The organism is Lysinibacillus sp. NPDC093190 (assembly GCF_050280425.1).
Taxonomy (GTDB): domain Bacteria; phylum Bacillota; class Bacilli; order Bacillales_A; family Planococcaceae; genus Lysinibacillus.
In genome coordinates this window covers 82,219-103,065 of the sequence record NZ_JBNNVG010000013.1, presented here as the reverse complement: position 1 = coordinate 103,065, position 20,847 = coordinate 82,219, and the positions used below count along the sequence as shown (strand labels likewise).

The window sequence follows — 20,847 nt, the reverse complement described above, 5'->3', positions numbered from 1 at the left end:
CGCTTTCGCACAGATAAAACAGTTGTTGCTGTCGCTTCGCTTTCGCACAGATAAAACAGTTGTTGCTGTCGCTTCGCTTTCGCACAGATAAAACATTTGTTGCTGTCGCTTCGCTTTCGCACAGATAAAACATTTGTTGCTGTCGCTTCGCTTTCGCACAGAGCAAAGCTTCCTGGGGGCGTCCGATGAGCCGCTTCACTCAACTAATATTCATTGAATAGGTTTTTACAAATGTCCCCCACAACTTTTGGTGATGAGCCCCAATATATAGTTTTAGAAAAATAAAGGGTTTCATCACAATAATGCCCAATATTTCTAATCAACACACCTGTTAATTTTATTCATTTCGAACTTTAGGTGCATCATTTAGCCAATATTAAAAATATTTCGAACGTCAATTGACTAGTATATTGAATATAAAAGAAGGTTATCTATGGAGTCCTGCTAATCGGGGATCAACTATCATGGCTAAGTAGTAAGCCTCCGTAGATGTTGGCTACGGGGCTTCCTACTTATAGAATAGCTTCTCTTTTAACTCTATGAATAAAATTAAAGTTCGTCGCAGTATTCCTCAAAGTTTGCTTGTATGTTTGTTACTACTGACATTGGGTCATGCCCTTCAATTTCATAGCGTCCAACTTCTGCTACTACTTGGCCATCCTTTAATAACACAAATGATGGGGAGGATGGTAAATGATCTTCACCGAAGTGATAACGGGCAGCTGCAGTTGCTTCTTTGTCTTGACCAGCAAATACCGTAACAAGGTGGTCTGGACGTTTATCGTAATGTACGCATTGTGCTGCTGCTGGACGTGCGATACCGCCTGCACAGCCACATACTGAGTTTACCATGACTAATGTTGTACCTGGACGAGCAAACGCCTCTTCAACAGCTTCTGGCGAGCGAAGCTGCTCATAACCAGCACCCTCAATTTCTGCACGTGCTGTTTTTAAAATTTCTTGCATAAATAAATCGTAATCCATATTCATATAGCGATAGCTCCTTTCAAGTTCGCGTCATCCTAAACTTCTAGCTTTAGATATTCGACGCTCATACATCTCCTATCATAGCAGTTAGCGACGAATTTGTGCACCTAGTTGCTCACATCAAAGGGATTATTTCTGTGATTGTTCATCGCTAAACAAACGATCTACACCTTGCGTGACTGTCAGCTGTCCATTTAAAATTTGACGTTCTAAAAGCTGCACCTGTGCTTTACGTTCTGGATTACCATAAAACATATCGATTAAATGGTCGGTAATCATCGATTGGAACCAATCTTTTGTCTGATTTTGACGTCTGATTGACCAGTAATTATTGACCTCAACGATTTGTCTGAACTCCCCTATTGTACTCCATACTTTGTCGAGACCTCGTTTTTCCCACGAGCTTACCGGCATTGCTGTGGACATCCAACCTGGAGTTGCAGGCTGTAAGAAATGTAAAATTTGTTTATACTCAGATACCGTTTTTTTAGCCAGACGAACATTATCACCATCAGCCTTATGAACAACGATGGCATCCGCTAACTCCATAATGCCCTTTTTCATGCCTTGAAGCTCGTCTCCGGCACCTGTTAAAACTAACAGCAAGAAGAAATCAACCATTCCACGGACATACGTTTCACTTTGTCCAACACCCACTGTTTCTATTAAAATGACATCATAGCCAGCCGCTTCACAAATAAGCATCGTTTCACGTGTTTTTTTATGAACACCCCCTAGGGTACCTGCTGATGGAGAGGGACGAACAAATGCATTAGGCTTTTTCACGAGCTCCTCCATTCGAGTTTTATCGCCTAATATACTTCCTCCCGATAAAGAAGAGCTTGGATCAATCGCAAGGACTGCCACTTTTTTCCCCATCTCACAAAGCATCGTTCCGAAAGCCTCAATGAACGAACTCTTTCCCGCACCAGGAACACCCGTTATCCCAATACGGACACTGTTTCCTGTATGTGGTAGAAGCTCTTGTAAAAGTTCCTGTGCTTGCACTTTATGTGTGGCATTTGAACTTTCAATGAGTGTAATAGCTTTTGACAAGTGTGTACGAGAGCTTGCACGCACTTCTCGTGCAAGCTCCTGTATGTTTAAATTGTCCGCTTTTTTCTTTCGGAATTTTTTCGGTGTACCATATTGCATTCCGTCGTGAGTTGCCTCTACTCCGTCCATAACAAATAGCGCACTTTCAGGCATTCCTTTGTTTTTGTCCATTATTCAGACACTTCCTCATAGCCTAAACGTTTGTAAATCTCTTCAATAATCTTTTGTGCCGATACAGGAATTACTGTACCAGGTCCAAATATCGCTACTGCGCCAGCTTCATAAAGGAAGTCATAATCTTGTGCTGGAATCACGCCTCCAACAATAATAATGATATCTTCGCGGCCCAGTTTTTCTAGCTCTGCTACTAATTCAGGAACTAGTGTTTTATGACCAGCAGCTAATGAAGATACACCAATGACATGAACATCGTTTTCCACAGCCATTTGAGCTGCTTCAGCAGGTGTCATAAATAATGGTGAAATATCTACGTCAAAGCCTAAGTCAGCATATCCTGTTGCCACAACCTTCGCACCACGGTCATGTCCATCTTGTCCCATTTTCGCTACTAAAATACGTGGGCGACGACCTTCATTTTCAAGGAATTCCTCTGTCATTTGTTTCATTTCAACAATTTGCTCTTCATCTGAGAAGTTTGCAGAGTAAACGCCAGAGATTGAACGAATTACTGCCTTATGGCGACCTGAAACAACTTCGATTGCATCAGAAATTTCACCTAAAGAAGCACGAGCACGCGCTGCATCAACTGCTATTGCTAATAAGTTTTCTTCACCATCTTGCGCCGCTTTCGTTAATCGAGCTAGATGTTTTTGTACTTCTGCTTCATCACGAGCTGCCTTCATTGCTTCTAAACGTTCAATTTGCTTTTGACGAACTAATGTATTATCAATATCAAGAATGTCGATAGGTTCTTCTTTTTCTAAACGATATTTATTTACACCAACGATCGTTTCTGTTTTAGAGTCGATTTTTGCTTGACGTTTTGCCGCAGCTTCCTCAACTTTCATTTTTGGAAGACCTGTTTCAATCGCTTTCGCCATACCGCCAAGTTCTTCGATTTCTTCAATTAATGCCCACGCAGATTTTGTAATTTCGTCTGTTAATTTTTCCACATAGTACGAACCGCCCCATGGATCAATGACTTTTGTCATTGCCGTTTCTTCTTGTAGGAACAGCTGTGTATTACGTGCAATACGCGCAGAGAAATCTGTTGGTAGAGCAATCGCTTCATCAAGTGCATTTGTATGCAGAGACTGCGTATGCCCCATTGAAGACGCATTCGCTTCGATTAATGTACGTGTCACATTGTTAAATGGATCTTGCTCTGTTAAAGACCAACCAGATGTTTGTGAGTGTGTACGAAGTGCCAATGTCTTAGGGTTTTTTGGATTAAACGTTGACATCATTTGTGCCCAAATTCGGCGGGCAGCACGCATTTTTGCAACTTCCATGTAATAGTTCATACCGATTGCCCAGAAGAATGATAAACGCGGTGCAAAGGCATCAATATCGATTCCAGCTTTTAGCCCTGTACGAACATATTCAAGACCATCTGCTAATGTATAAGCAAGCTCGATGTCATTTGTTGCTCCCGCTTCTTGAATATGGTAACCAGAGATCGAAATTGAGTTAAATTTCGGCATATATTTCGCTGTATATTCAAAAATATCTGCAATAATTTTCATTGACATTGCTGGTGGATAAATATATGTGTTACGAACCATGTATTCTTTTAAAATGTCGTTTTGAATCGTACCCGCTAATTGGTCTGGTGTAACGCCTTGCTCTTCAGCAGCAACGATATAGAATGCAAGAACTGGTAATACAGCACCATTCATTGTCATAGACACTGACATTTGATCCAAAGGAATTTGGTCGAATAAAATTTTCATATCTTCTACAGAGTCAATCGCTACTCCGGCTTTACCAACATCCCCTGTTACACGAGGATGGTCTGAGTCATAGCCACGGTGAGTTGCCAAGTCAAAGGCAACTGAAAGCCCCTTTTGACCCATCGCTAGATTACGTTTGTAGAACGCATTTGATTCTTCAGCTGTTGAGAAACCAGCATATTGGCGAACAGTCCAAGGACGAGCTACATACATAGTAGGGTATGGACCACGTGTATTTGGCGCAATACCTGCAACATCATTTAAATGTTTTGCCTCTTTAATATCTTCTTTTGTGTATATATCTTTAATTTCGATACCTTCATTGGTCATGAATTTTTCTTCTGACGCTTGAGGGGCTTCTGCTGCTAAAACTTTTTCGATTTCTACTGCACTAAAATTTGGCTTGCTCATCGTTGGACCTCCTTCATGCTAGCGAACACTGAATTTAACTTTTCGATGATGTTCTGTCCTGCAAAAATAAAGCCGTTTAAGCCATTTGCTAACCAAGCTTCTTCTTCGTCTTTAAATTTACCTGCAACGTCAACAATTACGTTAGCTGGTTCCCCTGCTAAAATTGCTGGTAGTAATTCTTTTGTATCGTCATCATTACCTGCAATTACCACATATGTTGCTTCTGTAGCATTTAACCAAGCTAACGCTTCTTCAGCTGTAGCAACTGGTTCGCTTTTTTCTGGTACTAGGCCTACAGTGTTTAAGAAACCTGACACGAAATCGGCACGTGGTTTTGAGCTTTTTAGTGTACCTAATGCTAAGATTCCTGTTGTCACATTTGCTGCTGTCATTTCCGCACGTAATTGCTCAAAAGGTTTAGCAATGCGCTTAATTTCTGCAAACGCTGGGTTTGTTTCGCTTTCAAGCACATCTGCTGGATTAGCATAAATATTTGTACCGATTAATGATTGCTTACGCGTTTGTACCGCCTTGATACGAGCTTGATAGGATTTTTCTAGTTCCTCCGCAAGCTTGCCAGATGCAGTGTAAGCGTCAATACCTCCAGCTGCTTCAATTTCTACGAATAATGCCCAAGCTTCTTTCACAAAATCTGCTGTTAATGACTCAATAAAGTAAGAGCCACCAGCTGGGTCTATAACTTTTAAAACATTTGTTTCTTCTTTTAAGATTAACGATACATTTCGTGCAATACGAACCGATTGATCTGTTGGCTTCGTTAATGCATCATGAGGGTGAACTGTAAAGACATCCGCACCGCCAATTAAGCCAGAAAGTGCTTCATTCGCTAAACGTAATAAGTTTACATAAACATCCAGCTTCGAGAAGCTTCTTAACGATGTTTCAGCAATAGTTGGAACTTTTACGCAATTAGATACTCCATAAGCGGATGAGAACGCTTTCCAAAGTACTTTAAAGGCACGGAGTTTTGCAATCTCTGTAAAGAACTGTGTATCAACTGCAAAGGATACATAAAATTTCTTCGCGAACGCTTCAAAGTTTTCTTCTTGATTTGCGTATTTTGCGGCTAATGCAAGTGCATATGCTAACTCTTGCACAGCGTTTGCTCCTTCATTATGATAAACCGATGTGTCTGCACCGATTGAGCGCACGCTCGGGTAATCATTTAAAGAGATCGGGTCTTTCGATACGATGAAACCTTTTACAGTTTCTCGCTGATTAACTGCTATTTTGTCGAACACTGCTAATAATGGGTCATTTGAATTTTCAACCACAATTTTAAACGAATATTCTGAGAAATAAATCGCTAATTGTGCCAATATTTCTTCAGTCCATTCAAAATTTACACGGCTATCAATTGTTACTACTTCATTGCCTCGAGCTAAGCTATCATCAAGTTGCGCAAAAAATGCTTCACTAGTATCAGCATATATTTGCTGTGCCACTTGAAATGCTTGGTTATTTTGTAGGGAACGGATTGTAGCAACTTGTTTATCAAGTTCTTCACCAAGTTTTGCTACTAAACTTTCTTGGGTATAAAGAGGTTCTAATGTAATACCTTCACTTGTTTTCGTTAAAAGAGACTCGAATGGTTTCCCTTTTAAAGCCTTGATTGCTGCATCTTGCCATTCTGAATAGGACGGCTTTTCAAATTCAATATTTTTCATGTTGTTTGACATGCGGACGCTTAATCAGCTTCCCCCCTTAGTAGTTTCTATTTGTTATTCTACATGACAAATTGCGACTCGAAAAGCAAAAAAAAATCGGAAACCGTTATATAACAGGTTTCCGACAAGTCATCAGTAGACTGACGTTGAAGATTTATTTGTATTTTCGAGTATTTCTTTTACTCTATTTAGGAATTTACCACATACTAGTCCATCAAGAACACGATGATCTAAAGATAAACATAAATTCACAATATCTCGTGCAGCGAACATTCCGCCAGGTAAAACAACCGGTTTTTTAACAATACTTTCCACCTGCAGAATAGCCGCTTGTGGGTAATTAATGATGCCCATCGACTGAACGGAGCCGAATGCACCCGTATTATTGACCGTAAATGTACCACCTTTTATATCATCCATTGTCAGTTTTCCTGCACGAACTTTCACTGCAAGCTCATGAATTTCCTTCGCAATTCCTTTAATTGATTTTTCATCAGCGTGTTTTATAACAGGAACAAATAATGCATCTTCTGTTGCGACTGCAATGGAAATATTTATGTCATGCTTTTGAATAATTTTGTCCTCTGCCCACATGGAATTCATCATTGGGAATTCCTTGAGGGCTTGAGCAACGGCTTTTACGAAGAAAGCAAAATACGTAATATTAAAGCCTTCTTTTTGTTTAAACTCTGTCTTAATGCTATCACGATATGTTACTAAATCTGTAACATCTACTTCCATCATCATCCATGCATGCGGCACTTCATGAACGCTTCGTACCATATTATTAGCGATAGCACGGCGCACCTTCGTTACTGGAATCTCAATATCGCCTGCTTGAATTGGTTGTGCAGATGTGGCTGATTTAGGATTTTCCTGTGATGCAGGTGCTGCAACAGGTGCTGACTGTGGAACGGCTGAATCGACTACAGGTGGTGTTTCAACTAAAGAAGTTGGCACATTTCCTGCTGCAATCAGTTTCATAAGATCTTTTCTTGTAATACGTCCCCCTTCACCAGTACCTGTGACTTGATCAAGTGCAATTTCATACTCTTGTGCAAGTCGAAGAACAGCAGGTGAATAACGTACTTTATCCTGTCGAACTGTTTTTTGCGATGCTATCGGAGCTGTAGCTGGCTGCTGAGTCTCCTGTTTCTTTTGTATACCTGCATTTAAAATTGCCGTACTTACCGCTGATTTTTTCGGTGGAGGCGGAGGAGGCAACTCACTGTCACCTGCTATTTCAACGGAACAAACGACTGCACCAACCGGTAACGTTTGCCCCTCCTCTGCAAGTAGCTCTGTAATAACGCCTTCAAAAGAAGACGGAATTTCTGCATTTACTTTATCTGTTACAACTTCTGCTAGAGGATCATATTTTTTTACAGTATCGCCTGGCTTGACAAGCCATTTTTCAATCGTACCTTCTGTTACACTTTCGCCGAGCTGTGGCATTGTAATATTTTGAATAGCCATCATCTATTCCCCCCATCAATTATGCCTAGGTGTAATTGTATCTATCAAATTACTATCATCCTTATAAAATACTCATCACCATAAAGTGGGGTTGATTTCCGTTCCGACTGGGCGCTTTCCTAGGGGCGTCCAGTCGGAACGGAAATCAACTTATATACATGACATAACGTTTTAAGAAATGTCATCCCGAACTTTTGATGAAGAGCCTTAAAATACCTGTGACATTAATAAGCTTTAGGCTATGACACGTTGATAAACAATCACATTTATTTTAACTTTTCAAAGTTTCTATTTACCACATGAGTGGATATCAGAAATAGATCCTTTTATATTAGAATGCAGCTAGTTCCCGCATTGCACGCTCTACTTTATCAGGGTTGATCATAAAATATTTTTCCATCGTTGGTGCATACGGCATAGCTGGAACATCTGGTCCTGCAAGGCGCTGAATTGGTGCATCGAGCTCAAATAAACAATGCTCTGCAATGATTGCTGCAACCTCACTCATAATGCTGCCCTCTTTATTATCCTCGGTAACTAGTAAAACTTTGCCTGTTTTACTTGCCGCCTCAATGATTGCTTCTTTATCAAGTGGGTATACAGTGCGTAGGTCAAGAATATGGGCTGAAATACCGTCTGCCGCTAGGCGCTCTGCCGCTTGTAATGCGAAATGGACAGCTAAACCATACGTAATGACAGTAACATCTTCCCCTTCCCGCTTAACATCTGCCTTACCAATTGGCAAAGTGTAATCATCTACTGGGACTTCACCTTTAATGAGTCGATATGCACGCTTATGCTCAAAAAACAGTACTGGATCCTCATCGCGGATTGCTGCTTTTAACAAGCCTTTTGCATCATACGGTGTTGATGGTATAACAATTTTCAACCCTGGAGTTCCTGCAAAAAGTGCCTCTACAGACTGCGAATGATAGAGCGCTCCATGAATACCTCCGCCAAATGGTGCACGTATAACCATCGGGCAAGACCAGTCATTATTTGAACGATAGCGGATTTTCGCTGCTTCAGAAACAATTTGGTTAACGGCAGGCATAATGAAATCAGCGAATTGCATCTCAGCAATTGGGCGCATCCCATACATCGCAGCACCAATACCAACACCAGCAATAGCACTCTCTGCGAGAGGCGTGTCAAGTACCCGATGTTCACCAAATTGCTCGTAAAGACCTGTTGTTGCTTTGAAAACTCCGCCTTTGCGACCAACGTCCTCTCCTAAAATAAAAACACGCTCATCACGTTCCATCTCTTCCTTCATCGCTAATGTAATCGCATCAATATAAGACATCACTGCCATTACACATCACCTCCGTCCGCTGGTGCATATACGTATTCCAAAGCATGCTCTGGTGTTGCATATGGAGCAGCCTCTGCATAATCTGTTGCTTCATTCACCTCAGCCATGACACGTTCTTCTATTTCAGCACGTATTTTTTCCGTCATAACTCCTGCATCCATTAGATACTTTTCAAATAATAGAATTGGATCTTTTGCCTTTCCTTCTGCTATATCCTCGGCAGTTCGGTATTGACGATCATCATCATCTGAAGAATGCGCCGTTAAGCGATAAGTCACTGTTTCTATTAAGCTAGGACCTTCACCACTACGTGCGCGATCAGCTGCTTCTTTAACAACCTTATAGACTTGTAACGGACATTTCCCATCAACAGTAACACCTGGCATACCATAGCCAATACCGCGATCTGACACTTTCGCACAGCCTAATTGACGTTCAACTGGCACAGAAATTGCGTATTGATTATTCTCTACCATTATAATTACTGGAAGCTTATGCACTCCAGCGAAATTCGCACCCTCATGGAAATCACCTTGGTTAGAAGAGCCCTCACCAAGCGTAACAAAAGAAATAAAATCTTCTTTTTGTAGACGCCCTGCTAGAGCTACTCCCACCGCGTGGGGAACTTGTGTAGTAACTGGCGAAGAGCCTGTTAGAATACGATTTTTCTTTTGTCCAAAATGACCTGGCATTTGACGCCCACCCGAGTTTGGATCCTCTGCTTTAGCAAATGCGGATAACATCAATTCTCTTGGTGTCATGCCAAAATGTAAAACAACACCCATATCACGATAATAAGGTGCAATATAATCTCTGTTATTATCAAGAGCAAAGGCTGCCCCTACTTGTGCTGCCTCCTGTCCCTGACAAGAAATAACAAACGGAATTTTACCAGAACGGTTTAATAACCACATACGTTCATCTAGTCTTCTAGCCATTAACATCGTTTCGAACATTGCAAGTACATCTTCATTTGATAAACCTAAATCCTCATGCTTAATTTGAACACCTTGCATACGAACACCCCTTTCCGACGTTTCACTTTTGCTACAAAAACACTTGTAGCTGACGCTTCGCTTTCGCTACATAAAACACTTGTACCTGACGCTTCGCTTTCGCTACATAAAACACTTGTACCTGACGCTTCACTTTCGCTACATAAAACACTTGTACCTGACGCTTTGCTTTCGCTACATAAAACACTTGTACCTGACGCTTTGCTTTCGGTACAAAAAACATCTGCTTAAAGAAGTTAAAAATGAATGGCGCGATTATCTACTGCTAACGCTGCTTCCGCTAGTACCTCATTCAGTGACGGATGTGGATGAATAGCCTGACTAACTTCCCAAGGCGTTGCATCCAATAATTTAGCAAGTGATGCTTCTCCAATTAAATCTGTTACATGTGGTCCTACCATATGAATACCCAAAATATCATTCGTTCCTTCATCGGCAATAATTTTCACAAAGCCATCCGTCTCTCCATTTACTAGCGCTTTTCCAATCGCCTTGAATGGAAACTTACCGACCTTCAATGAGTAACCTTGCTCCCGAGCAGCCTTCTCTGTTAAGCCAATACTTGCAACCTCAGGGTAAGAATAAACGCATTTTGGGACATTTAGAACATTAAGTGCCTCAGTTTTACCTGTTGCAATATGCTCAATAGCAGATAACCCCTCGTGTGAAGCAACATGAGCTAATTGTAAGCCACCGATAACATCCCCAATGGCATACATATGTGATTCCTTTGTTTGGTAAGAATCATTAACTTTGATAAACCCATTCTCAACTTCTATTTCTGTATTTTCTAATCCAATACCTTGTGTATTTGCTTCACGTCCAACACAAAGCAATAATTTATCAGCCTCAAATAATTCATCCTGATCATTAACTTTTGCAGAAATGAAAACGTTATCATTTTCGATTTTAAAGGTTCCCGAATCTAAGCGGGCGTTTGTCACAATTCGGACGCCCCTTTTTTCAAGCTGCTTTGTTACTTCTTTTACAATATCCGTATCCTCTGCAGGTAAAATGGATGGCCCATATTCAATGATCGTTACGTAAACCCCAAAATCACAAAGCATAGAAGCCCATTCAATTCCAATAACTCCTCCGCCTACAATTAACAATGACTTTGGCAGATTTTCCATTTCCAGTGCATGATCAGAGTTCATCACATATTTACCGTCAACCGTTAATCCCGCCATTCCTCTTGGCTTTGATCCTGTTGCAATGACCACATTTGTTGGAACTAGCATTTCATTTTCATCGCCATTGTTCATTTCAACTGAAATAGTGCCAGGCATTGGTGAGAAAATGGACGGTCCTAAAATTCGCCCTGTTCCTTGATAAACGTCTATTTTGCCCTTTTTCATCAGTGTATTCACACCTTGGCTCAATTGCTCAACAATCGTTTGCTTCCTTGCCTGCACTTTATCGAATTGCAATGTAACTCCTTCAATATCAACACCATATTCAGCGGCTGTTTTATTTGCCATACGATACACTTCTGCACTTCGAAGTAAGGCCTTACTTGGTATACAGCCTTTATGCAAGCATGTTCCACCAAGGCGCTCACGTTCGACAATAGCTGTTTTTAAGCCCAGCTGTGCAGCTCGAATTGCTGCAACATAGCCACCTGTACCTCCGCCTAAAATGACAACATCATAATTTTGAGCCATATGGATTCCCCCTTATGAGAAAAATGCTAAAGCATCTTGTTCCTTTAGTACCTAAGTTAAATGAATTCATTTAAACTATTAATTTACTATAAAGTTAGAAGAAGTCGACAATGCGACTTCTTTAAACGAATAAGCGGTTCTTAACGACCGTGTAAAATATTTTTTTCATTTTTTAGGAATTGACTACGAGACTTTGATACTCGAGCAATACGTTCTTCTGCTAAACGATTAGCTGCTACATATGTCGGTATACCATCACGTTTAGAAATCTCGAAGATTTTTTCGATACTATCATAAATGCCTTCAACACGCTTCATCGCACGCTCACGGTTATATCCATATAATTCATCGGCTACATTTATTACTCCACCTGCATTAATCACATAATCAGGTGTATAAACGATCCCTAATTCATGTAAATAATCGCCATGGCGAGAATCTTGTAGCTGGTTATTGGCAGAACCTGCGACAACCTTTGCTTTTAGTTGCGGAATCGTTTCATCATTTAAAATCGCTCCTAATGCACAAGGTGAGAAAATATCAACATCCTGTGAATAGATTTCCTCTGGTGCCACAGCGGTCGCATCAAAAGCATTCACAACTCGATCAATTGCCCCTTGATTAATATCTGTAACAACAAGTTTTGCACCTTCATTATGTAAATACTCGCAAAGCTTGTAGGCTACATTCCCTAGACCTTGCACAGAAATAGTACGTCCCTCTAGTGAATCAGATCCAAATGCTTCTTTTGCTGCTGCTTTCATTCCAAGGTATACACCGTAAGCAGTTACCGGAGATGGGTTTCCTGAAGAACCAAAAGCCGGAGAAATTCCCGTTACATAATTTGTTTCCTCATGCATTAAATCCATATCTGTCACTGTTGTACCGACGTCTTCTGCCGTAATATAGCGACCATTAAGCCCTTGGATGAAACGTCCAAGGGCGCGGAACATCTCTTCATTTTTATCTTTAAATGGGTCACCGATAATAACCGTTTTTCCACCGCCAAGGTTTAAACCAGCTGCAGCATTTTTATAGGTCATCCCTCTTGCTAAACGTAATGCATCCTCTATCGCATTTTCTTCTGATGCATATGTCCACATACGTGCCCCGCCTAGTGCTGGTCCAAGTGTTGTGTCATGGATAGCGATAATCGCTTTTAACCCTGATGCTTCATCTTGGCAAAATACCAATTGTTCATAATCATACTTTTCCATATACTTGAAGATTTCCATGAAAACTCGCCCCTTTGCTTTGGAAAGTGCATCCCCTAATGCCCATCCCAATTCAGTATATTTAATGTTTAAAATTGTTTAACAATGGATAATATTGCTCCATTTATTTTTACAATACTGACAAATTCACAATTTAGCAACTATTATTACACTTTCTTATTTAAGTAAGAATTTTCTAAAGATTCAGTTACAATTGCTAGTTATATCTTACTTGTTGTTGGGTACCTAGCTTTATAACCTTCCTTGACATTCCAATATCCACAGGTACAATTAAACTAAGGAATAAGGGGGGACATGCATGGCTCGTTTAGTTGCATTTATTGTAATGCTTATTCCAGGTCTTATGGCTGCAGGTGGCATTAAATTTATGCGTGATACATTATTTGGTAAGCTCATCTCACCTTTCCCATTTTTATGGCTACAATTCGTCGTTGGCATTATTCTTTTTGTTATAGGCTTTGGCTTTTTCGCAGGATTTTTACTTCACCGCGATCGAAAAAATGGAAAAGTGGCTCCGCGCTTCCAAAAAAAATAAAAATAGCTATCCTATTAAGTCTCAACAGACTTATTTGGATAGCTATTTTTATCTTCATTCATCAGAATGATTAACGTTGCTGTTCCGCAATTACTTTATCAGGAAAATCAGTAATCCAACCAATGACAGAAGGATGCGGATTCAATAAAAATGTTTCATCTCCATCAATTGCATAAAAACGACATGCTTTATCACTTGTTACACAGGCCTCTAAATATCTTGGTTTATAATACCTTTTGTGCATATGAACACTGTCAATGGCTTTGTAATCACTAAGCAAATCCCATTTTAATTTTTTTGTTGCTATAAGTGCTGTTTCATAGTCCGGCTTATATTGTTTCACAATCTCCAGAAGCTCATAGTGAAACGATGAAAAATGACTGCCAACAGGCAAAGTAAGCCCTTCAAGCATTTGAATAAGTGCGCTTTTATTTTCGAGGATTGTTGATTTTAATTCGATATTAAGAGGTAGCTGTTGTGAATTTGCCCATGTTAAAACTACATCAAACGTCGGAATTTTATACGTTGAAAATAATCGCCTCCACGGCTTCCCCAGTTTAAAGCTTACTAGCTCCTCTATAGTACATTCGTTCACAAGCTTATTGATGCCAACCAATCTTGACAGCTTTGGATCATGATACACAACCGGAATGCCCTCTTTGGAAAGCTGGATATCTAATTCAATCCCATCTGCCCCTAGCTCTAATGCCTTTTCAAAAGCCTTCAAGGTATTTTCAAGTGCATACGCTGAAGCCCCACGATGTGCAAATACAGGAATGAAAGATTCACTAGACATTTAACTCACCGAATTCGATAAGAAATTTACCATTTGTCATCTTGCTTAATAAGGATGATTTTTTACCAATTTGAATATAGGTACCAGGATGAGCTTCCTTCGTCACAATAATTTCCTCTTTTCCAGCATGACGCATTTCATCCACTATTAGCTTAACCTCACGATCAATTGTCACTGCTTCCGCTTTCAATTTTGTTAAGCTTTGTTTTGTTTCCTCAAATGTAGCTATCTGTTCCTTAGACATTTGGTTAAGGTGTGGCAGTAAGCTTTTAATTTTACCCTCGTGCTCAGAGATTTCTGATTGCAGCGACTTAAGCTGTGCTGCCTTCTCTTGCATAATAGAATAGCTTGCCTGTTTATTAACACTTTCGATGATCAAGTCAGTTCGACGCTCTAAACGATTTCCCGAGATGGAAGTGACGATTGTATTCTTGGCAACTGCACGGCCCCCAATAATTTTCCCTTTTCGTTCGTCCACAAAGATTGAATGTGCAGAGAGCTGTGATCCCAATGCATAAAATCCTATATGAATGCTGTCAGCTGCAACTAAATTTGCCTCATTGACATGCTTAACGAAAATATTGCCACCTGCCTCTACAAGAGTTGAGCCTAGACCAAAAATCCCTCCACGAATATAAACGTCGCCTTCAATGGATTTAATAAGTTTGGCACCGCTTACACCTTCAGCACCCTCGATGGAAATATCTCCAGTAGCAATGACTGTATAGCCTGATGTAACTGTTCCTTTAATGCTTAAAGAGCCATTAAATTCGAGATTCCCTGTTTCAACGCCAACGTCCCCATTAATTGGTAAATGTCTATTAACACCGATCATGCCTTTAACATCATCTAATACACCAGCTATTTTTGAACGAATGACAATTTTCCCATCCTCTTCGACTTCATAAGCTGATTTTTTATCGTATCGTATAGGGAAATCACGACCTGGTACAGCAGACATAATTTCGCCTAGTACATTTTCCCCTGGTTTACCTAATGTCGCAGGGATTTTCTCGCCTAGCCATGAACCCTCAGAAATTTCAGAAATAAAGTTCATGTCATAATAATCAGCTTTCCCATCTTCGCGAATTACTGGCTTTCTCTCTGGTTTAGGTAAGTATGTAATTTGTGCATCTGTTCCTGCTACAGGTGGTGTTCCTTGTGCAATTAAAAATGCTTTTCCTGGCTCAATCTTAGAAATATCAAAATCTAATATTCCATGAACAATACCTTCATTCTCGATTGTTTCCAGAATTTGTTGAGTTAATTTCTCTTTATTCTTTAGAATATAATCATGTGTCTCATATACAAATATTGAGGCAGACATTTTATCCCGTGCAGTTTCTGCTTCAACATTCGGTAGCCAGCGTCCAATTTCAACAGGGCTTGTGCCTTCTGTTGCTAAGACATTTTTTAATATCGAAAAATTCGACAATTTAAGTCGGGGATGACTACGTAATATGCTATCAAATTCTTTTAATGGAAAACCGGCACTGTAAGTAAGCAAATATACCTTGCCATTATCTTCCGTTATTTCGAATTTATCATTTCGAACTAGAATCAAGCTACCTCCTCCTTCCCTCTAACTGTAAGTATATACAATCTATTTACATTTGTTTAGAGACAATTGTCACTACTAAGAAAGAATTTACCCATACTTTGTAAGTAATACATTCAAACATCCTTTTAATTTTCACGTCAATATTAGTCGATTTATACTATGAAAAGGTAAGGTTTTACTCAATCATAATAATCCAGCTACCTTAATTGTTTAAATTCAACTGTTGAAAATCAGGAAATTCACTAAATCTTTAACTAACTTAAATAATAGATACTGTTTCTGTCATAATTTTTATAAACATACACTAGGCCTTCAATACTATGGCTACGAGTCATTCTCTAAAATAGCCTCAATGCGAATATGAGCGCCAAGTTGATCGAAATTCAGGAGCTGTTCACGCGTCATATAGTAAATGCTGATTCTTCCATTAATTCCAAGTCGCACTTCAAATAAATTTTCTTCTATCTGCGTTATTTCTAACGAGTTATTTTCGTCAAGTTGTAAGTTTACGCTTTTCATATGTTATCACCTGATTGAATTATATACGTTCAAGCAAAAATAAACGACCAACAGTATTGTTGACCGTTAAATTTCATCACTTTCCTAATACATATTCCGCTAACACACTTTGAATTTTATATATGTTAGTTGATTTATTAAAGTTTTTCTGTATCGGTAATTCACTACCTGAAACCCAAATTTTCAACTCTGCATCTAGATCAAACGTTCCCGCAGTTTCAACTGCAAAATGAAGAATACTCTTATATGGAATTGAATGATATTGCGTTTTCTTCCCAGTTACTCCTTGTTTATCGATTAAGATAAGTCTTTTATCCGTAAAAATAAAAGTGTCTCTAATAATTTTATAGGCATGCTTAATTGTTTCATTAGGCGTTAATAAATCTTTAACTTCTTCCCGTAATTTTTCTAAATTTACTTCACTCGCATTCCCTATTATCCCATCAAATAACCCCATCTTCATTCCCCCTCCAAATGTCCGTTCTCCATTTAAAATATGAGATTATTTTTCCATAAATTCATTGTAAAACTGGGTATTTAAACATCAAGCGTCAGTAAGTCAAATTAAAAAAATAGGCTCTTTAAGCTTTTTACCGAAAAATCCAACATATAGAGCTCAATTTCGATTTTTAGACACAAAAAATACGCCCCCTTAAACAGTCGGCGCAAACTGTCTAAAAAGGCGTTATAATTTTCGCTACGTTATTTAAATTAGATTTACCAGACAACCTTGATATACTCGTGATGGACGTATATCCAAACATCGACGAAATCGATTCATAATTGCCAAGATTCCATGCGACTTCAATAGCATGACGAATTGCACGTTCAACTCGCTTCTCTCTATTCATGCTTCTCGTAGTATACAAGGATAATTAAATATGCAATCCAATAGAAGCTAATTAAAAGCCCCAGTACAATAAAGATAAATCCCCATGCAATGTTCTTAGTAATGATATACCCCACAAGGCCACCAATCATAATAACGATAAGGCACCAAAATAAAATATCTAATGTTCTGGCTTTGCTTTTAAGCATTATAAGACGATTTCGTTCATCCTGTTCTTCAACTAAATCTTTTTGTGTAGCTTTCCGGGAAAATGCACGAATAAAACCGCTTATAACATAATTATGACATCCTATTAATGAATCAATTAATAGGAGATATTCAGACATCTACATTGTCTAACTCCGTTAATTGCCTTTTTTACAAAAAAAAAGCATCCCGAAGGACACTTTGTTTAACTACTTATTCTTCATTGCGTTTAACTCGATAGCGTGCGCTGTAGCCTTATCTTGTAAGTATCTTAATGTTTTAGTCAGCTGTTCGTTCCCTTAACTTTTGCTTCAGATTCTTGCTGTGCTCTTTCCAGTAAAACTCTTGCCTTTTTGCTTAGATAATCAGCGCTACTAAATCGAAATATCTTAATTCTGTTTTTTTTGAACAACAAACTTAATAAGCAAGTCTTCACCTGTAAGCTCCGTTAATATACCTGTAATCAAATGACTATAATGATTTTCAAGCCAATCTCGAGCAAACGAATTTGGCGCAGTAATCGTCACAGTTGAGTCACTACCATTGTAGGACAGTAATTTTGTAGACTTTATCCACGTTTCGAAGCTTGGTTTAGAAATTTTTTGTCCAACTCGAGCCAGGACATTATTCCATAGTTCTTCGATATGTTCCAAGCTGCTAATCTCCTGTACTGCGTTCTTTAAGATCACATCTGGCATTTGTCCATTTACTTCAAGTTTTTGCTTTGTAGGTTGGGATTCTTCATGTGTTGGTTGTCTGTGAATAACCATCTTTAGCGTCCCAATTTCTTCGGCTAAGAAATGGATATTCTGGTCTACCCTAGCAAGATGCTGTTCAATTTCATCTAGCCGTTGGTTCGTTTCATCAAACCGTTTATTCATTTCTGTTTTCATTTCATCCATGCTAGTTGTAATATTTGTCAGCATTTCTATCATTAAGTTTTCGTTTGTAATATTTTTCGTCATTTTTATTACTCCTCAGTATATAATTGTTCTCCTCTATACACTCTTCCTATTCAATGTAATTTACTACGTAGTTATAATATAGTAGGTGGTAATGTGGGAGGAATACTTTGAAGTGCTGGGTATTTAAAGGACACCTCCGAGAAGAAGTGCCCCATATTAAATGACTACCCTTTTTAAATGACTAGCAATCCGAATTCATCAGTACTTTCTTTTTTACTAGTTCGTCTATGTAATACTCTTTAAGCCAAACTTCCAATTTCATTCTTTCTTCTGAACACATATGTGATTTCATAGTTACTTGTAGTTCTTCAATAACTTCTTTAGCAGTCTTTAAATTCATTTATATCCAACCTTTCCATAAGGTTCATATTATTCCATATGCGGTTGTATTACAATACCTAATTTTCCACTAATATAGGATAGTCTTATGAAATTAATGAGATAACCTACCAAATAAAACTGGCGGATTTATTTAGGTTGGAATATCCTTATTTCTTAGCATGTCTCCTCAATACTTTCTTCATACCGTCTTTTCCCCAGTAAAATAGCCATTCGAGAGGGATATCTTCATAACCAACATCTCATCTTCTGTTAGGTCACGGTCTAAAGTATGCTCAATTTGATTCTTATTTGCCTATTCCATATCGACATAGAACCTTGAATCAAAATGGGCATAGAATAGGTATTCTAAAATTTATTCCGTTCAATATTCTCTATATTTTTAATCAGCATTTCAATTCTTCAGCATTTTTCATTTCAGAAACGACCTCAACGACCTCTGTTGTTTTAGCCATACTCACAGACGCTTTTTTAAATTTTTGTACAACTTCAATTGGTATTGGAATTTGAATATCTCTAGGTTCATCTGTCATATAACGATTTCTAAAGGTTGTCAAATGGTAATCTAAATTTTCTAATCTATCTAAGACGTTCAACTGCTGCCTCAGTGTCATTTTTTCTCCAATTCTTCATTCGTATCCATGTAGTAGTACCTTCAAAATGTGATAAAAAAATTTTATGTAAATTGCCTTCAAAGTCTGTGCGAATACTTTCAATATCAATCGTCACCATTTCACACAATCACGGTATTGATCGAATTTGAACGGAAAAACTGTTTTAGTTCATTATCTTCGAGCATAACTTTGATTTTTCGCTCCGGTTTAACATTCTTTGAATCCTTCAAAGGATTACTGCGAATAAAACGCTTTTATATTACGTACACAATTCGCTATTGTCGTTTTACTCACGAACTTATCAAAATTGCTCGTCGTTCTGGATAGTTGACGGGCGTTTCATCGGCACTTACCTAGAACTTGCCTCTTTCTTCGATTGTACGTATATAAGCTCGTACATACTCTACCTTGACACTCTTAACGTCATCCATTTCAAAGTTATCCAAGAGAAACCTTATGAATAGTCTAAGCGTTTGTTTATACGATTTTAATGTTTTAGGCGAAAGACCTTTTACAGACCAAACCAAACATATAACGGTCAATTTCGATTTTTAGACAAAAAAAATACGCCCCCTCAAACAGTCGGCGTAAACTGTCTAAAAAGGCGTTATAAAATAAGCTGTATAATTGCAATAAATAATAAGTTTTATCGGTCATTCTCCGCTAAGCTTGTCGTCGTTTAACTAGCCATCATATCAATGCGAATCTTGTCTGCAATCATGGCGATGAATTCGCTATTTGTCGGCTTCGATTTTAAATGATGGACCGTATAACCAAACATCGACGAAATCGATTCATAATTGCCACGATTCCATGCGACTTCAATGGCATGACGAATCGCACGTTCAACTCGCGATGGCGTTGTGTTAAATTTTTTAGCAATTTCTGGATATAAAATTTTCGTCACAGAGCCTAATAACTCGATATCTTCGAACACCATCTGAATAGCCTCTCGCAAATATGAGTAGCCTTTAATATGTGCAGGAACGCCAATTTCTTTAATAATGGCTGTAATCGTGCTGTCTAATTGATGTTGATTTAATTTTTGAGGTGCCGCTGGTTGTAAAACACTTGTCTTTTTAGGAAGTGTTGCCTTCTGTCCAGCACAATGTAAGATCTTTTGAACCAATTGATCAAATTCAAATGGCTTTAGCATGAAATAGGATGCACCTAAGTCTACAGCCTGTTTCATCACATCTTCTTGACCAAAAGCAGTTAACATAATAACTTGAATTGATGACATTCGTTCATTTTGATACATCGACTCTAAAACAGCTAACCCATCAAGATGTGGCATGATTATATCTAGAAGTAAAATATCTGGAGTGAACTCCTCTAGCATTTGTAAACAAACTTTCCCATTTGAAGCAGTTGCAATTATTTCAATTTCAGGATGCCCTTGAAAATACTGCTCCATCGTTTTTAATAACTCACGATTATCATCTGCAATCGCTACTTTAACCTTTGTCATTTATATTCCTCCTTTTGAACTTTGCTTTGAATCACCTCAAAGCGTTACCTATCCCCTAATGCATTTTTTTGCACACTGTGGAATTTTCGACATTTTTGTTTTAAAAACCTTTTCTATTTCCAAAAATGAGTATGTAGTCCGATACTTTCTTTTTATATCGACAAGTTATGATAAATACCTAATGCTTATACCATTTATTTTAGTGAAAAAATTGAGATAAAACTACAGTTTTTTTTAACTATCGCTAATC

19 protein-coding genes and 2 pseudogenes are annotated in these 20,847 nt (G+C 38.6%); 1 reads left to right on the top strand and 20 read right to left on the bottom strand.

Going from position 1 to position 20,847, the window contains the following annotated elements; genetic code table 11:
* Positions 1 to 549: 549 nt before the first annotated feature.
* The 10 genes from ACQKOF_RS12280 to ACQKOF_RS12235 all read right to left on the bottom strand — a co-directional run bounded on the left by ACQKOF_RS12280 (position 550) and on the right by ACQKOF_RS12235 (position 12,761).
* Positions 550 to 990 carry a BrxA/BrxB family bacilliredoxin gene (locus ACQKOF_RS12280; protein ID WP_427557199.1) on the bottom strand — a complete coding sequence of 147 codons (441 nt, stop codon included), beginning with the start codon at positions 988 to 990 and terminating at the stop codon, positions 550 to 552.
* A 126-nt stretch (positions 991 to 1,116) separates the two neighbouring features.
* Positions 1,117 to 2,214, bottom strand: a complete 1,098-nt coding sequence (gene meaB / locus ACQKOF_RS12275; RefSeq protein ID WP_427557196.1) for a methylmalonyl Co-A mutase-associated GTPase MeaB — start codon at positions 2,212 to 2,214, stop codon at positions 1,117 to 1,119.
* Positions 2,214 to 4,367 carry a methylmalonyl-CoA mutase gene (scpA, locus tag ACQKOF_RS12270; protein WP_427557195.1) on the bottom strand — a complete coding sequence of 718 codons (2,154 nt, stop codon included), beginning with the start codon at positions 4,365 to 4,367 and terminating at the stop codon, positions 2,214 to 2,216. The genes meaB and scpA overlap by 1 nt, the downstream gene beginning before the upstream one ends.
* Positions 4,364 to 6,055, bottom strand: coding sequence for a methylmalonyl-CoA mutase family protein (locus tag ACQKOF_RS12265; RefSeq protein WP_427557193.1), 1,692 nt, complete (start codon positions 6,053 to 6,055; stop codon positions 4,364 to 4,366). Before ACQKOF_RS12265 ends, scpA begins: the two co-directional genes overlap by 4 nt.
* Positions 6,056 to 6,187: 132 nt before the next feature.
* Positions 6,188 to 7,531 (bottom strand): dihydrolipoamide acetyltransferase family protein, encoded by a 1,344-nt coding sequence (locus ACQKOF_RS12260; RefSeq protein ID WP_427557191.1) that lies wholly within the window; start codon positions 7,529 to 7,531, stop codon positions 6,188 to 6,190.
* 331 nt (positions 7,532 to 7,862) lie between these two features.
* Positions 7,863 to 8,846, bottom strand: a complete 984-nt coding sequence (locus tag ACQKOF_RS12255; protein ID WP_053483733.1) for an alpha-ketoacid dehydrogenase subunit beta — start codon at positions 8,844 to 8,846, stop codon at positions 7,863 to 7,865.
* On the bottom strand, positions 8,846 to 9,862 hold the full coding sequence (locus ACQKOF_RS12250) for a thiamine pyrophosphate-dependent dehydrogenase E1 component subunit alpha (RefSeq protein WP_427557188.1): 1,017 nt from the start codon (positions 9,860 to 9,862) through the stop codon (positions 8,846 to 8,848). The genes ACQKOF_RS12255 and ACQKOF_RS12250 overlap by 1 nt, the downstream gene beginning before the upstream one ends.
* Positions 9,863 to 9,893: 31 nt before the next feature.
* Complete coding sequence (locus tag ACQKOF_RS12245) at positions 9,894 to 10,049, bottom strand: hypothetical protein (protein ID WP_427557185.1); 156 nt, start codon at positions 10,047 to 10,049, stop codon at positions 9,894 to 9,896.
* Between the two features lie 49 nt (positions 10,050 to 10,098).
* Positions 10,099 to 11,526, bottom strand: a complete 1,428-nt coding sequence (gene lpdA / locus ACQKOF_RS12240; protein WP_427557183.1) for a dihydrolipoyl dehydrogenase — start codon at positions 11,524 to 11,526, stop codon at positions 10,099 to 10,101.
* Between the two features lie 140 nt (positions 11,527 to 11,666).
* Positions 11,667 to 12,761, bottom strand: a complete 1,095-nt coding sequence (locus tag ACQKOF_RS12235; RefSeq protein ID WP_427557180.1) for a Leu/Phe/Val dehydrogenase — start codon at positions 12,759 to 12,761, stop codon at positions 11,667 to 11,669.
* Between the two features lie 298 nt (positions 12,762 to 13,059).
* Here ACQKOF_RS12235 and ACQKOF_RS12230 point away from each other — a divergent pair, with 298 nt between their 5' ends.
* Positions 13,060 to 13,296, top strand: coding sequence for a DUF2627 domain-containing protein (locus tag ACQKOF_RS12230; RefSeq protein WP_427557178.1), 237 nt, complete (start codon positions 13,060 to 13,062; stop codon positions 13,294 to 13,296).
* A gap of 70 nt (positions 13,297 to 13,366) precedes the next feature.
* Here ACQKOF_RS12230 and ACQKOF_RS12225 read toward each other — a convergent pair whose 3' ends face one another.
* The 10 genes and pseudogenes from ACQKOF_RS12225 to spo0A all read right to left on the bottom strand — a co-directional run bounded on the left by ACQKOF_RS12225 (position 13,367) and on the right by spo0A (position 20,597).
* Positions 13,367 to 14,092 (bottom strand): glycerophosphodiester phosphodiesterase, encoded by a 726-nt coding sequence (locus tag ACQKOF_RS12225; RefSeq protein WP_427557175.1) that lies wholly within the window; start codon positions 14,090 to 14,092, stop codon positions 13,367 to 13,369.
* Positions 14,085 to 15,656 (bottom strand): DUF342 domain-containing protein, encoded by a 1,572-nt coding sequence (locus ACQKOF_RS12220; RefSeq protein ID WP_427557172.1) that lies wholly within the window; start codon positions 15,654 to 15,656, stop codon positions 14,085 to 14,087. The genes ACQKOF_RS12225 and ACQKOF_RS12220 overlap by 8 nt, the downstream gene beginning before the upstream one ends.
* A gap of 321 nt (positions 15,657 to 15,977) precedes the next feature.
* Positions 15,978 to 16,172 (bottom strand): hypothetical protein, encoded by a 195-nt coding sequence (locus ACQKOF_RS12215; RefSeq protein WP_370043080.1) that lies wholly within the window; start codon positions 16,170 to 16,172, stop codon positions 15,978 to 15,980.
* A gap of 76 nt (positions 16,173 to 16,248) precedes the next feature.
* Positions 16,249 to 16,629 carry a PH domain-containing protein gene (locus ACQKOF_RS12210; RefSeq protein WP_427557169.1) on the bottom strand — a complete coding sequence of 127 codons (381 nt, stop codon included), beginning with the start codon at positions 16,627 to 16,629 and terminating at the stop codon, positions 16,249 to 16,251.
* A 292-nt stretch (positions 16,630 to 16,921) separates the two neighbouring features.
* A pseudogene (locus tag ACQKOF_RS12205) lies at positions 16,922 to 17,008 on the bottom strand (sporulation initiation factor Spo0A C-terminal domain-containing protein); the annotation flags it as partial.
* A gap of 7 nt (positions 17,009 to 17,015) precedes the next feature.
* On the bottom strand, positions 17,016 to 17,348 hold the full coding sequence (locus ACQKOF_RS12200; protein ID WP_427557166.1) for a hypothetical protein: 333 nt from the start codon (positions 17,346 to 17,348) through the stop codon (positions 17,016 to 17,018).
* A 252-nt stretch (positions 17,349 to 17,600) separates the two neighbouring features.
* Positions 17,601 to 17,861, bottom strand: a pseudogene (locus ACQKOF_RS12195) (DnaA N-terminal domain-containing protein); the annotation flags it as partial.
* Positions 17,862 to 18,898: 1,037 nt separating this feature from the next.
* Complete coding sequence (locus ACQKOF_RS12190; protein WP_427557163.1) at positions 18,899 to 19,126, bottom strand: hypothetical protein; 228 nt, start codon at positions 19,124 to 19,126, stop codon at positions 18,899 to 18,901.
* A gap of 353 nt (positions 19,127 to 19,479) precedes the next feature.
* Complete coding sequence (locus ACQKOF_RS12185; RefSeq protein WP_427557161.1) at positions 19,480 to 19,653, bottom strand: site-specific integrase; 174 nt, start codon at positions 19,651 to 19,653, stop codon at positions 19,480 to 19,482.
* A 152-nt stretch (positions 19,654 to 19,805) separates the two neighbouring features.
* Positions 19,806 to 20,597 carry a sporulation transcription factor Spo0A gene (spo0A, locus tag ACQKOF_RS12180; RefSeq protein ID WP_053483724.1) on the bottom strand — a complete coding sequence of 264 codons (792 nt, stop codon included), beginning with the start codon at positions 20,595 to 20,597 and terminating at the stop codon, positions 19,806 to 19,808.
* Positions 20,598 to 20,847 lie beyond the last annotated feature (250 nt).